The following is a 13944-nucleotide window of genomic DNA, read 5'->3' as shown; positions in this document are numbered from 1 at the left end:
GCCCCCGTCCTGCGGGCGAGGGGCTCCGGGGTGAGCGCCCGGACCGGACCTAGCGCGACTCGTAGACGCGCTTGTGCCCGCGCAGGGCCGCCAGCCGGAAGGGGCCCGTGGTCTCGGCCGCCGTGCGGTGGTCGCCGCCGTCGGTGGGGAAGGAGTGCCCGTGCAGCTCCCGGTAGCGGGCGTGGTCGACGGGCCTGCGCCGGTCGATCGCCGCGCGGTGCGCCGTGGTGCGCAGGTGCTCCCGGTAGCCGGGGACGACGCTGCCCGCGAAGAATTCGGCGACGCTGCCGGAGCCGTAGCTGAGGAAGCCGATGGCCCGGCCGGTCAGATCCTCCGCCTGGTCGAGCAGGGCGGCGAGGGCCAGATACAGCGAGGCGGTGTAGCTGTTGCCGATGACGTTGTTGTAGGCCGTGGTCAGCCCGAGGTCCCGGGCGACGCGGTCCTCGTCGATGTCGTACCCGCAGTAGTTCAGCAGGTGGCGGTGGGCCTTGTAGGCCATCTTCGTGAACGGCTGGTGGTAGCAGAACGCGGCGAACTCGTCGGGTGCGCGACCGCCGTGCTCCGTGTAGTCCTTCCAACTGCCCTCCACGGCCAGCAGATAGGCGCCGATGGACTCCTGTCCGTCGACCAGGGCGGCCTCACGGTAGTTCGGCCGCCAGAAGTCCATGACGTCGGCGGTGAACACGCCCGACGGCTCCTCGATGCGCAGGAGGGCGGGATCGGCGCCGATCAACATGGCCACGGCAGCGGCGCCCTGGGTGGCCTCACCCGGACTGTCCGGTTCGTACTTGGCGATGTCAGCAGCGACCACGAGGACGCGTTGCGCCGGATCGCGGCGTACCAGACCGATGGCGAACTGAAGGGCCGCCGTCGCCCCGTAGCATGCCTGCTTGAGTTCGACGACCCGGGTGGCCGAGGCCAGTCCGAGCAGCGAGTGGACGTACACACCGGCCGACTTCGCCTGGTCGATCGAGGACTCCGTCGCGAAGATGATGGTCCGGATCCCGTCACCACCGTGCCGCGCGATGAGGGGCGCGGCGGCGGCGGCGCCCATGGTCACGATGTCCTCGTCGGTGGCGGGCACGCTCATCGACCGCTGGCCGATGCCCTGGTGGTACTTGCCGATGTCGGTGCCGTTGTGCCGCGCGAGTTCCGTGTGCGTCAGGACGAACTCGGTCGTCGCGAAGGACAGATCATGAATGCCTATGGCGGAATCGCCGGCCATCTCGCTAGACACCCGCCTTCGCTGTCGTGTTGTCGCGCTCCAACGTGACGTGCGCGCGCATGAGTTCACCCGGATTGGTCTGCGCTGCGAGGAGGGAGAGCTCACCGCAGAGCACCGTCGCCGCCGCGATCACGGCGAGCCGGCGGGCGTTCTCTCCCGGGGCGCGCTCGGCCCGGCAGCCGAGCCGGGTCAGGTTGGACTCCACGAAGCCGAGCCCCTTGCCGTTGCCGACGGTGCCCACGATCAGGTTGGGCAGGGTGCAGGCGAAGTAGAGGTCCCCGTCCCGGTCCTCGGCCATGACGACGCCCTGGGAGCCCTCGACGATGTTGGCCGCGTCCTGGCCGGTGGCCAGGTAGAAGCCGAGCAGCATGTTCGCGAAGTGGGCGTTGGCCGAGCGGATGCCGCCAGCGAGCAGGGTCCCGAGCATGTTCTTGCGGATGTTCAGCTCGACGATCCTGGCGGCCGTGGTGCGCAGGACGCCTTCGACCACGTCACGCGGTACGACCAGCTCGGTGACCACGTTCTTGCCGCGGCCGAGGATGCCGTTGATCGCGGTCGCCTTCTTGTCCGTGCAGTAGTTCCCGGAGATCGATCCGTAGGCGATGCCGGGAATCGTCTCCAGCAGATGCCCCAGCAGCACGTCGGAGGCGAGCGTGGCCATGTTGTGGCCGGACGCGTCGCCGGTGCTGAACTCGAACCGTACGAACAACAGATGGGCGTTGATCTCGTGGCGTACGCCGATCAGCTCGGCGTACCGGCTACAGGTGCGCACCACCTCGCGCAGCTCGTCGACGCGCGCGTCGATGATCCGCGCTGCGGTCAGCGCGGTCTGCGCGTCCACCGCCTCCACCAGCACCGATCGGGTCATCCGCTCGTCCACGAGGGTGGCGACTATGCCCCGCTCGGCCAGCATGGAGACCTTCGCGCCCCGACCCACGGAGGGCCACAGCGGCGACTCGTAGGTGGCGAGCGGGACCAGGGTCTCGGTGACGGCCACGTTCCCCGATATGCGCAGGGGCCCCACCCACCTCATCGGGACCCCGGCACTCGTGTTGTCGGTCATCGTCTGTTTCCCGTCATCTCGTGGGGCACGTCAAGGCCGCCGGAACGGCGGGCGAACGGCCGGGTGTCGATCCCCCGGTCGACGCAGAAATCGCGGAGTTCACCGCGGATCAGCAGATCGCGGTGGGTCAGGACGGCGGGGGTCCGGACGCCGAGCAGGGTCAGGAGTGCGGCCAGTTGGTCGAGCCAGGTCGATATCCGCGCGATCAGCGCCGCCACACCGCCGTCGAGCAGCGTGCGCAGGAAGGTGCCGGAGGCGCCGACACCGGAGGCGCCGAGCGCCAGGGCACGGGCCACGTCGAGCGGATCGCGCACACCGCCGGAGGCCAGGACGGGTATCGGGGCGTCCTGCGTGTCCAGGAGGCAGGCGGCGGTGGACTGTCCCCAGCCGGCGAGGTAGGCGTAGTCGGCGCGTTCGCGCCGGCCGTTCTCGATGCGGCCGAAGTCGGTGCCGCCCCGGCCGCCCAAGTCGGCGGCGTGTACGCCCAGTTCCGCCAGCAGGTGGACGGTCTCCCTGCTGAGCCCGGAGCCGACCTCCTTGACGATGACGGGCACTTCGACACCGGCGGCGATTCGCTCGATCCCCGGGACCCAGGAGGCGAACGACCGGTCGCCCTCCGGCATCACCGTCTCCTGCACGGTGTTGACATGGATCTGTAGGGCGTCGGCCCGGATCAGGTCGACGGCCCGCCGCGCCCTGTCGACGGAGGCCGTCGCGTTGACATTGGCGATGACGAACCCGCCGGGGTTCTCCTCGCGCAGCACCCTGAACGTGTCGGCGCAGTCCGGGTCTTTGAAGTAGGCGCTCATGGACCCGGACGCGATGGGTACGCCGGTCTCGCGGGCGGCGATGGCCAGGTCCCGGTTGATGACGCCCGTCTTCTCGCTGCCGCCGGTCATCGCATTGATGTACAGCGGCACCTGCCAGGAGATGCCGGCGAAGGTGGTGACCAGCGAGACGTCCTCCCGGTCGAGGCCGGCCAGGGCGTGGTGGAGGAACGACACATCGTCGAACTGGTTGCGTCCATCGTGCTGTCGCTGTTGCTCGACGGCGAGCCGGACATGGTCGTCCTTGCGTTGAGTGATCATTCCTGGTTCCCTTCGGCGGCGGGACGGATCGGCAGGGGCACCACCCCGGCCGCGGCCCACCGTGCGCGCAATCGGGCGATGTCCCGCGGGGCTCCGGCGTCCAGCAGGGCGATCCCGCAGTCGCCGCCACCCGCGCCGGAGGGTTTGGCCGCGCCTCCGACGGCTTCGGCGGCCTCGCACAGCGCCGTCAGCCGGGGCGTGAAGACGCCCAGGGCGGCCTCGTCGTCCAGTCGGGCCAGCTCCCGTCGGGCCCGCCTGACCTGACGCAGCAGCTCCTGACCGTCGCTTCGCTCCAGTGCGGAGATCGCCGCGCGGACACAGTCGGTGGTGGTGCGGACGAAACTCTGCTGGGCGGCGGTGCCGTGCCAGGGCCGCCGGTGCAGGTCGGACACGAGGGCCGCGGTCGAGGCCGGGGTCCCGGTCCAGCCGACCTGGAGCGAGAGGCCGTCGGGCGCCGGCAGGTGCCGTACGTCGAACCCGGGCCACGGCGCGCGGAGCGCCGCATCGACACCCCGGTCATGGGCGAGCGCCAGTACGGCGGCCCGGTCGGGCGCCCGGTAGGCGATCCAGCCACCCCAGGTACTGGCGGCGAGGTCGCCGCCGGAGCCCTTGGGGTCGATCTCGGCGGTGGCGAGCAGGGCCAGCCGGAACCGCTCATCGGCGGAGAGTGCGAGGCCGCAGTGGGCGGCGATGGCCGCCACGGTCGCCACGGTCACCGCGCCGCTGGAACCCAGTCCGTACTTGGTGCCGTGGTCGTGCAGGCCGCTCTCGACCGATATCCGGAACGCCGGTGCGGGGCGGCCGCGTTCGACGCTCAGCCGGGCCACGGTCTCGATCGCGGAGATCAGATGGGCGAGTCGCGCGCCGTGCGCACGCCGCTCGTCGTCCATGCCGTACGGGATGAGTCGGCCGTCCTGCCACTTCCGGCGCTCGCGGTGCGGGCCGAGGTCGGACGAGATTTCGACGCCCGCCGCGGCGGGGCCGGTCACGGTGACGGTGACATGACGGTCGACCGCGACGAGGATCGCCGGGACGCCCGGCTCGATCACCGCGTACTCCCCCATGACGAACAACTTGCCCGGCGCGCGGCGGACGACGGTTCGCCGGCCGCTCATCGACCGCCCCCGGCCAGCAGCCGGGCGCCCGGCCCCGGCGTGGCGATGAGCACCGAACCGCCGGGGACGGCTGCGCGGACCGCCCCGGCGACCAGATCGGCGTCGGCGCGGCGGCACAGCACCTTGACATTGGGTCCGGCGTCCATGGTGGCGTAGGCCGGGATGCCGTCATCTCGGAGCCGGAGCACCCGGTCGAGGACGGTCAGGGTGGCGGGCGCGAGATAGCGTACGGCCGGCCGGGCGGCGAGCATGGTCGCGTGCATACCGAGCGCGTTGCGCTCCGCGATCTCCCCGACCGCCGCGATGTCACCGGCGAGCAGGGCCGCGCGCATCCCGGTCAGGTCCTCCTTGCTGGAGACGGCCCACGGCTCGTACAGCGGGGAGGTGTCGACGGTCCGCCGCATGGCCACCCGGCTGGACACGGCTTTCGGGCCCCCGTCGACGACGGCGATGACCAGTGCCGGGTCGAGGTCGCCCACGGGCACCGGCTCGGCGTGGGAGCCGAGGTCGGCTTCCGCCACGGTGCCGGCGTCCGGACCCGCGTGCCACACCACGAACCCGCCGAAGATCGACCGGGCGGCCGACCCGGAGCCGCGCCGGGCCAGCCGCGTCAGGGCGGTGGCGTCGAGGTCGAGTCCGTACGCGGCCGCCGCGGCGACGGCGAGGGCGGCGAACCCGCTCGCGGACGATGCGAGGCCCGCCCCGGTGGCGACGGTGTTCTCGCTGTCCACCACGGCCCGGTGCGCGAGTCCGGTCCGTTCCCGCACCAGGTCCAGGAAGGCGACGACGCGGCGCAGTGCCTCGCCCGCCGCGGGCCGCCCGTTGAGGGTCACCCTGTCGCGCCCGGCCGCAGGATCGCGGCACACGCGGGTGGTCGTCGGAAGGATGTCCAGGGTCATCGACAGGCTGTCGACACGGGGCAGCACCAGGTGTTCGTCCCGCTTGCCCCAGTACTTGACCAGGGCGATGTTCGGGTGCGCGACGGCGGTGGCTGGTACGGCGGTGTCCCGCGCGTGGGCGAGGGCGGTCAGGTGGTCAGAGCGCATCCTCGGCCGACCCTCTCAGCGGCACGACCCAGGTCCGCACGGCGCCTGCCGCGCGCAGCAGCCTGGTGACCTCGCCGGCCTGCTCCGGTCGGGTCAGGGCGATGACGCAGCCACCGAGGCCACCGCCAGTGATCTTGGCTCCGGGGCTGCCCGCCGTGAGCGCGGCGTCGACGAGGGCGTCGATGCGCTCGGTGCTGAGTCCGGCCGTCCTGAGGAGGTCGTGGTAGTCCGTCAGCCATGGACCCAGCTCCTCCGGACCGCCGTCGGCGAGGGCGCGACGGGCCCCTTCGATCAGCCGTGACGCGCGGTGCACGAACCTCTCCTTCGCTCCGTCCCGGTGCTGGAATCCTTCGCGCAGCACGTCAACCGCGTCCTTGGTGCGTCCCACGACACCGCTGTCCGCGATGACGAGCAGGCCGTGGCAGCCGATGGTCAGTTCCTCGGTCCCGCCGCGCAGGAACAGCAGCGGGGCCGCCGCGCCGACGGCCCGTGCGTCGACGCCGCTGGAACGGCCGTGCGCCACGTTCTCGGCCGTCTGCACCAGGTCGTACGTCTCACTCTCCGCGATGTCGCGGCCGTGGAGATCGGCGAGGGCGTGGACGACCGCACGCGCGCAGGCGGCGCTGGAGCCGAGCCCCCGGCCGGGTGGGATCCCGGCATCGATGGTCACGTCGGCGGGCGGGCTGTCGTCCACGCCCATGGTCGCCCTGAACTCGGTGATCAGACGGCGAAGGCCGTCGGATGCCTGGGTGATCATCGGCCGGGGCGGGGCACCGGTCGTCGTGAAGGACACCTCGCCCGGTACGTCGGCCCCGCGGCCGGACCAGCGGGCACGTGCCGTGACCGTCAGCCGCGGCACGGGAAAGGCGAGCGCCGGTGCCCCGTACACCACGGCGTGTTCCCCGAGCAGAATGACTTTGGCGTGGGCGCGGCCGATGCCGACGGATCGGGGTCGAGCGTCTCTCGACGCCCCTGACACCCCTGGCACCCCGTCCGTCGAGGTCGACAGAGTCACGGCACTCAACTCCCCTGGTCGTTTCCGCGGTGGTATCCGCATCGTCGGGCGCACTGGCTACCGTGGCTGAGGGGTCATGAGCAGGCGGCGGGGATGGAGGGTGGTCTCCGGCGCCGTGCGGACCCGATGGCCGGGCTCGGTGCTCAGCTTCCATTCCTGTGTCACCACATCGAGGATGACTTCGAGTTGCTGCCAGGCGAACGGCTCCCCGATACACCCCTTCGATCCGATTCCGAAGGGTATGTAGGAGGCGTCGGCCTGACCGAGTCGCAGGGAGAGCCACCGGTCGGGATCGAATCGGCTGGGATTCGGATAGCGCTCGGGGTCCCGGTGCAGCAGGTACGAACTGAACACCAGGTTCGTGCCCGCGGGAAGCGGATGGCCGCCGAGCTCGACGTCCGAGAGGGCCTTGCGGCAGGAGATCCACACCGGCGGATAGAGCCGCAGCACCTCCATGAGGAAGCGGAGCGTGTAGCTGGACGCACCCTGGTCGTGGCCGGCGCTTCCGCTGCGTCTCCGCGCCAGGTCCTTGAGGAGCAGTTCCTCGACCGACGGATCCGTGGAGAGCACGTACAGCGCCCATGACATGACGGAAGCCGTGGTGACCGTGGCCGCAGTCAACATCATGACCGCCTCTTCGCACGCTCCCTCCGCCGTCAGGAGACGGTTTCCCTCGTCGTCGGAGTCGGCCAGGAGAGCAGAGAGGTAGCCCGCCGTCGATTCGGGGGAATCCAGGAGATCGGCGATGCACGCCGTGAGCAGCTCGCGGAATTCCGCACGCGCCCGGGACAACCGCCAGGCAGCGCCGGGCCGGGCCGCGCGGGCCGCCGCCTTCCCGTGGAGCGGCTTCCTGATCATTTCCCAGGCCAGTCGGGAGAGACGCTCGCTCAGCGCCTTCGTCGTCTCGGGTGGAAGTCCGGTCATCAGTGTTTCCACGACGACCGCACAGGTGATCCGGCACATCTCGGACTGGATGTCCACGGATTCCCCGGCACGCCATGAGGACGTGAAGTCGCGAACGACATCGCGCATGACGGGAACGTACTCTTCGACTTTCGACGACCGCATATAGGGGTTGGCCAGGCGCCGGTAGTGCCGGTGCATGGTCTCGTCCTCCGACAGCATCCCCACCCTGCTGAGGTTTCTGGCCTTCCGGAAGAGCTCGCCCTTTCCGTAGTTCTTGCTCTCGCCCACCAGGATGGTGCGGACCAGGACCGGATCCCGGACGAAGACCGCGTCCACGCCGTCCACGGTCAGGCGGCGAAGCGCACGCCCGCGGAGGAGACTCTCCATCCGGCTGAACTGGAACACGGGACCGTCACGGTCCTTCAGTTCACCCGGCTCACCCGGCATACTCGTCTCAGCCGGGAAGAGGCCCACCGAGTTCGCCCGGCCCATCATGCCGACTCCGTGTCGCGAGCGGCGATATAGGCGGCATTCAACCGACTGACGGAGCGCCAGCGGTAGTACGACTGGAGTTTGTAGTACTCCTCTCCGTCTGACGTCACGGCGGCATAGACCATCTTGAGGTCGTCGACACCGTACGGGACACTCTTCACGAAGTGCTCGACCTTGGTGCCCAGCCGGGCGAAGAACGCCATCGGGTTCTCTGTCTTCACCCCGTAGGAGATTCGCTCGATCTTCATGGAATCCCAGTTCAGGGTGGTGTAGAGCCCGAACGACTTCGCGCAGAATGTAAACATCTGCTCACTCGGGTTCGGCAGTCCGATGTCCCGATGCATCGCCAGGACGGTATCCCGCTCGAAGCATTCCGCTGGTGCCGCGAAGTACAGGTTCATCGTTCGGCTGCGATAGTCGATCCCGATCACGTCCACCTTGTCGGCCAGGCCGTACCGGGTGAAGAATTCGGCATTCCCGGCCAGGCTCCGCGGCATCGACGCCAGGCCGGTCAGGCGCGCCAGCGTCTCGTGCTCACCCGCCGGGAAGTAGACCCAGATCTTCTTGAATCCGGAGATGACTCCGAGGTCGACGCCGTAGCTGTCGATGGGGCAGAGCTGTTGGAGGTCCGCGAGCAGATCGCCGACGGGGTGGTCCGTCTTCGCGATCAGACCGCTCGACAGGGCGACGGCGTACGGATCGGCCTCTCGGGGAAGGGTGAAGCGAGCGTCGAAATCTCCTTCGTGCCGGGCATTGGTGGCCACCCTGAAGGCGATCACGGCCTGCGGAAGCGCGTCCTCGAAAGCGGTGAGGACGGGCCAGACGGCGTCACGCGAAGCGGTCACGTCCAGTAGCTCGGCTGACTTCTCAATGGCTGCGTAGACACTTGCCACATCGACAGCGACTTCGGCACCCGGCATCGGTCACTCCAAAGAATCGGTTCTTGTATGTGCGTTGCGCATGTCGGGCCTTCGCGCCGCGAGCGCCGACGGGTGCGCCACCTGCGGGGGGCGTCCGGGCATGGCCGCGCGCCCCGCATCGCGGGGTGGGCCAACGGGACTCGTCCGGTCAGGCGACCTTGGTGGCGGACAGGATGGCCTGGACCGGGATGACGTCCGGTGGGATGTCGGCGGCGTCCTTGGTGATCGCCTTCGTCACCTTGAACCCGCACTCCTCCAGCCAGCTCTGATAGACCGACAGCTTCTGCGGGCCGCCCTGGCCCATGGTGCAGCCGATGAAGAAGGCCGGGAAGAAGTCGACGTTGTAGTTGTCGGTGTCCGTGATGTCCTCCGGATACACCGGCACCATGATGTTGACCTGGCCACCGACCTCCAGGGCCGCATGGACGCCGTGGAGGATCCTGACCACGTCGTCCTTGTCGAACATGTCCAGGAAGTGCTTGATCAGGACGATGTCGAAACCCTGGGGCACTCCGTCGAAGACATCACCGCCGATGAAGGAGCAGTGCTCCGCCACCCCGTGGGCCGTGAAGTTCGCCAGGGCCTCCTTCTCCTTCTCCGGCAGGTCGAAGGTGGTGACCCGCAACCCGGGGGACGCCTTGTGCGTGACGGTGTGGATCGCCCCGAGACCGGTGTTGCCGGCGAGGTCGAGCACCCGGGCGCCCGGCGGGATGTCGACGTTGCCGAAGAACCAGGGGTCGATGTTGGCGGTGACCGTGTTCATCAGGTTCGCCCAGGCGTCCCGCAGGTCCGGGTGGTCGGCCACCGCTCCGTACAGGGTGCCCTCGGTCACCCCGTACATCTCCCGCAGGCCGACGAGGGTGCCGGTCCGGGCGCTCTCGGAGAGGTGGAACAACTGCCGCAGCGCCACCACCTTGATCATGTTCATATAGGCGAGCGCGCGCTTCAGGTCGCTCGCGGCGACACCGGCGAGGCCGTCGAGGGTGTAGGCGCCGGTTGCCTCGTCGTGTGCGACGAAGCCCTCCTTGACCAGGAGGAGGAGTAGCTGCTCCACGGCATCCGGCTTGGTGCCGGTCGCCCGGCCCAGCTCGGTCGCGGTCAGGCCCGGGTTCTCCCTGATCCTGTCGACGAGGCGGAGTTCGAAGCAGGACAGCAGGGTCATGAACCGCGAGGGGCCCACCATGTACTCACGGAACCGGGCGAGGGTGGCTTCTGACGTCATGGGCTCGTCTCCTTCGGGAAAGTGGTTGTCCACCGCCGTGGCGGCCGGCCGGAAGTCACTCCCGGCCCTCGCGCTCGTCCTTGAGCCGGTCGGCCAGCGCGAGACGCTGGACCTTGAGGGTTCCGGTGCGCGGCAGTTCGGCCTCCGGGATCTGGACCGGATCCGCCAGTTGCGGGAAGTCGGCGACGGCCGCGCGCCAGCGGTCCAGGTCCAGCGGTTGGTCGCCGTGGGCACAGACCACGGGTACGGCCTCGGAGTCGGGGCCCTGGACCACGACCAGCTCACTCAGCTCCGGCAGCTTGGCGAGGACCGTGTCCTCGATCTCCAGGGAGCTGCGGACCCCGCGGATCATGTCGACCTCGCGGTCGAGCATGTGCAGACAGCCGAACCGGGTGAAGTAGCCGACGTCTCCGGTGCCCCACCACTCGCCGTCCCGGTTGCTGTCGTACCGCTCCTGCTCGCCGAAGTACGTCTTGGCCAGCGCCGGCCAGGAGACCTGGATGCGGCCGGGGTGCCGGGCCGTCGGTCGTTCTCCGTCGCGGCCGACGACGCGGACCTTCGCCGCGCCCAGCGGCATCCGCCAGCCGACGCAGCGGCCGTTGGCCCGGTGTGCGGAGCGGCGGAGGTAGGGGCGGCCGACAGCGGGTCCGACCTCGCTCTGCCCGTAGATCTGGAAGAACAGCGCGCCCCGCCGCTCGGACGACGTGAGCAGCCGACTCATCGTCCCGGGGTGGATCGCGTCGAAGGTGCTGCTGAAGTACTTCACCGAGGCGAAGGGCTTGCGCGGGTCATCAGCCAGCCCCTCCCACGCCATCAGCGAGTTGGGCAGCGCCTCGATGAGACCGGGCCGGTTCCGGAGGAACAGCTCGGCCACCGTGTCCGGGTCCGACTCGTTCATGAGCAACACCGGCATCTCCCTGAGGAGGGCCAGGGCCATTGCCGCGACGTTCCGCGAATGCACGAAGGGAATGTGGATCGCGACCTTCTCGCGCTTCCGGATCAGAGACAGCAGGCGCCACTGCGGTTTCAGCCGCAGGCCCTGGGTACGGGGCGTGTGCACGACCAGCTTGGGCACCCCGGTGGTGCCGGAGGTGTGGGTGATCACGGCGGCCTCATCGAGGTGCCGCACCACCGGTGCGACGCGCGGCGCCCCGGCCAGCGTGCCCAGTGATACGGTCCGCGGCCGTTCACCGGAGGCGATGATCACCTGTCGGGTGAGTCCCGACAGCGGCAGCTCAGCCAGCGCGTCGAGCTTGTGCTCATCGGTGAGCAGGGTCGGCCGGTCGACCCGCTGGAGCAGCGCACCGACGGTCACCGCGTCCAGGCTGGGCGAGAGCAGCACGGGCACCGCGCCGATCCGGGACGCCGCACAGGCCAGCACCCACACATCGGCGTTCGCCTTCTTGTGGATGACGATATGTGCGTCGGGGCGCACACCGGCGGCCCACAGCCGGGCCGCCAGATCGTCGACCAGTTCGGCGAGCCGGGCGACCGTCAGGTGCCTGCCGACCTCGGGAGCGACGTCCAGATCGTGATCGAGCGTGATCGCCGTCGTCGCGTTGACGGCCGCGGCCATGGCCGGCAGCAGGCCGATGTGGAGGCCGCGTTTCTGTATCGTTCGATAGGCGACTGAGCCGTTCATCCGGCTGTCTCCCTTGCGGTTGGGGGACGCCCGCTCACCGGGCGATGACCAGGGTGGCGGGCGGCGCGGAGTGGAACGAGACGGTCGTGAAGCCGGCCTTGACGAGCCAGTCGTGGTAGTCGGACCGCCGCCAGGTGCCGCCCCGTGCGCTCTTGAGCAGCATTTCCGCGGCGAAGATCAGCGGGAGGGCGGGACCGCCGCGGTCGTCGTCGACGACGTAGTCGCAGACCACCAGGGCACCGCCGGGCTTGAGCGCCTCGCGGAGGCGCGAGAAGACCGCGATGTTGTCCTCCGGCGACTCCTGGTGGGCGATGTGGGAGTACAGCGCGATGTCGTACTCCGCGGTGCCGAAGTCGGTGGTGTGGAAGTCACCGGCGACGGTGGTGAACCGGTCGGCGAGCCCGCGCTCCGCCAGCAGCCGGCGGGCGATCACATTGATCGGCTCCCAGTCGAGCTGGGTCGAGCGGGCCGCCGGATTGGCCGCCAGCCAGTTGGCCGAGTAGACGCCCGAACCACCGCCCACATCGAGGATGGCGACCGCGCCGGCATCGGCCAGCCCGAGCACCTCGGCGGCGATCCCGGCAGCCGGCACCGACTGCGCGGCGATGGCCGGCACGATCTCCTCCCAGTGCGGGTTGTCGGCCACCTCGGTCGTCGCGTTCCGCACCGGTCCGCCGGCTCGGACCACGTCCGGCAGGGCGGCCAGACCGCCCATGTGCTTCAGCTTCAGCCGGGCGAAGCCGCTCAGGGAGGTGGGTTTGCCGTCGACCAGGTAGCGGGACGCCTCCGGGGTGTTGCGGTACCGGCCCTCGGACAGCTCGACCAGTCCCACGCCGACGAGGCCGTCGAGGAGGGTCTGTGCGCCCCGCGGTGCGATACCGGCGCGCTCGGCCAGCTCCGCGGCCGTCCCGGCCCCGTCTTCGAGGTGGGTGAAGAGCGAGTGGCAGGCCGCGGCGCCGACGACACCGGTCGCCCAGTATCCGTTGATCAGCCGCAGTACGCCGTCCGGAGTCGGTTGCTCGTCCGTCATGCCGCCCCTCCTGGGGTCCGGGTGGACATCGGAAAGGCCCGCCGGGTGGCCCCCGAGTGGGTCCGTACCGCGCCGCGCAGGGCGTCCACGACCCGTTCGACCTGACTGGTGGCGAGCTCCGCGTGCATCGGTACGGACAGGTGGTGCTGGAAGAGCCGGGCCGAGACCGGGCACTTGTGCTTCGACTCGAACACCGGCTGCACATGGGTGGCGAAGGTGCCGTGCCCGCAGCCGATGCCCTTGGCGCGCAGCTCGGTCGCGACGGCCGCGCGGTCCACGCCCGGGTCCAACGTCACCATGTACGTCTGCCAGGCGTGGGTACGGTCATCCGGCACGAACGGCACCGTCAGCAGCTCTTCCGCGGCCAGCAGTTCGGTGTACTGCGCGGCGACGGCGGCACGACGGGCCAGCAGCTCATCGACCCGATTGAGCTGCACCTGGAGGATGGCCGCTGCGATGTCGGACAGCTTGTAGTTGTGGCCGATCCGGGTGAACTCCGGGATCGGCAGGCCGACGACCTCGCCCATGTCGAAGATGCTGCCGATGCCGAAGGAGGCGGACAGCCGCGCCTCCGCACCGATCTTCGGGTCGGCGGCGAGCAGCGCACCGCCCTCGCCGCTGCTCGCTCCCTTGCGTCCGTGGAAGGACAGGACACCCACCTCGGCGAGTGCGCCCGCCGCCCGACCCCGGTACGTGGCGCCGACGGCACAGGCGGCGTCCTCCACGAGGAAGAGTCCGTGGCGGTCGGCGATCGCCTGGAGTTCCACATAGTCGGCGGGGATGCCGACCGTGTCCACCGCGATCACACCGACCGTACGCGGGGTGATCAGGTCGGCCACCGCCTGCGGGTCCACGGTTCCGGTGTCGGCCCGCACATCGGCGCAGACGGGGACGGCGTCGAGGTACCGCACGGCGTGGGCGGGTGCCGGGAACCCGTAGTCGGCGACGATCACCTCGTCACCCGGCTTGACCCCGAGCGCCAGCAGGGACACATGGAGCGCGGCACCGGCGTTGCACATCGCGACGGCGTCGCCGACCCCGTACCTCCTCACCAGCCGGGCTTCCAGGGCCTTGCCCCGCGGGCCCTGTCCGGCCGGCCAGCCGGAGGCGAACACCGCGGCCACGGCATCCAGTTCCTGATGGCCGAGGCTCGCATGGACCAGGGGAATCGGCTCCATCG

12 protein-coding genes are annotated in these 13944 nt (G+C 70.1%); all 12 read right to left on the bottom strand.

What is annotated here, in order from left to right; translation table 11 throughout:
* Nucleotides 1-49: 49 nt before the first annotated feature.
* Nucleotides 50-1225 carry a hydroxymethylglutaryl-CoA synthase gene (locus tag ACH4S7_RS36080; RefSeq protein WP_398525659.1) on the bottom strand — a complete coding sequence of 392 codons (1176 nt, stop codon included), beginning with the start codon at nt 1223-1225 and terminating at the stop codon, nt 50-52.
* A gap of 4 nt (nt 1226-1229) precedes the next feature.
* Nucleotides 1230-2288 (bottom strand): hydroxymethylglutaryl-CoA reductase, encoded by a 1059-nt coding sequence (locus ACH4S7_RS36075; protein WP_398525658.1) that lies wholly within the window; start codon nt 2286-2288, stop codon nt 1230-1232.
* A complete protein-coding gene (fni, locus tag ACH4S7_RS36070; RefSeq protein WP_398525657.1) occupies nt 2285-3376 on the bottom strand; it encodes a type 2 isopentenyl-diphosphate Delta-isomerase in 1092 nt (363 codons plus the stop codon). Before fni ends, ACH4S7_RS36075 begins: the two co-directional genes overlap by 4 nt.
* A complete protein-coding gene (locus ACH4S7_RS36065) occupies nt 3373-4491 on the bottom strand; it encodes a phosphomevalonate kinase (protein ID WP_398525656.1) in 1119 nt (372 codons plus the stop codon). The genes fni and ACH4S7_RS36065 overlap by 4 nt, the downstream gene beginning before the upstream one ends.
* Nucleotides 4488-5537 (bottom strand): diphosphomevalonate decarboxylase, encoded by a 1050-nt coding sequence (gene mvaD / locus ACH4S7_RS36060; protein WP_398525655.1) that lies wholly within the window; start codon nt 5535-5537, stop codon nt 4488-4490. The genes ACH4S7_RS36065 and mvaD overlap by 4 nt, the downstream gene beginning before the upstream one ends.
* Entirely contained in the window at nt 5527-6594 is a 1068-nt protein-coding gene (mvk, locus tag ACH4S7_RS36055; RefSeq protein WP_398525654.1) for a mevalonate kinase, read from the bottom strand. The genes mvaD and mvk overlap by 11 nt, the downstream gene beginning before the upstream one ends.
* Nucleotides 6595-6609: 15 nt before the next feature.
* Nucleotides 6610-7953 carry a cytochrome P450 gene (locus ACH4S7_RS36050; RefSeq protein WP_398525653.1) on the bottom strand — a complete coding sequence of 448 codons (1344 nt, stop codon included), beginning with the start codon at nt 7951-7953 and terminating at the stop codon, nt 6610-6612.
* On the bottom strand, nt 7950-8870 hold the full coding sequence (locus ACH4S7_RS36045; protein ID WP_398525652.1) for an aromatic prenyltransferase: 921 nt from the start codon (nt 8868-8870) through the stop codon (nt 7950-7952). The genes ACH4S7_RS36050 and ACH4S7_RS36045 overlap by 4 nt, the downstream gene beginning before the upstream one ends.
* A gap of 148 nt (nt 8871-9018) precedes the next feature.
* Entirely contained in the window at nt 9019-10092 is a 1074-nt protein-coding gene (locus ACH4S7_RS36040; protein WP_398525651.1) for a methyltransferase, read from the bottom strand.
* Nucleotides 10093-10147: 55 nt separating this feature from the next.
* Nucleotides 10148-11734: an AMP-binding protein gene (locus ACH4S7_RS36035; protein ID WP_398525650.1), complete on the bottom strand. Its 1587-nt coding sequence runs from the start codon at nt 11732-11734 to the stop codon at nt 10148-10150.
* Nucleotides 11735-11768: 34 nt separating this feature from the next.
* Nucleotides 11769-12764, bottom strand: a complete 996-nt coding sequence (locus tag ACH4S7_RS36030; protein ID WP_398525649.1) for a class I SAM-dependent methyltransferase — start codon at nt 12762-12764, stop codon at nt 11769-11771.
* The gene (locus ACH4S7_RS36025) at nt 12761-13942 is read right to left on the bottom strand and encodes a DegT/DnrJ/EryC1/StrS family aminotransferase (protein ID WP_398525648.1); all 1182 of its coding nucleotides are present in this window, start codon (nt 13940-13942) and stop codon (nt 12761-12763) included. The genes ACH4S7_RS36030 and ACH4S7_RS36025 overlap by 4 nt, the downstream gene beginning before the upstream one ends.
* Between the last annotated feature and the right edge of the window lie 2 nt (nt 13943-13944).

Source organism: Streptomyces sp. NPDC020965 (assembly GCF_044333555.1).
GTDB lineage: Bacteria > Actinomycetota > Actinomycetes > Streptomycetales > Streptomycetaceae > Streptomyces.
Note: the sequence above shows the minus strand (reverse complement) of the source record. Positions and strands in the feature narration are given on the sequence as shown.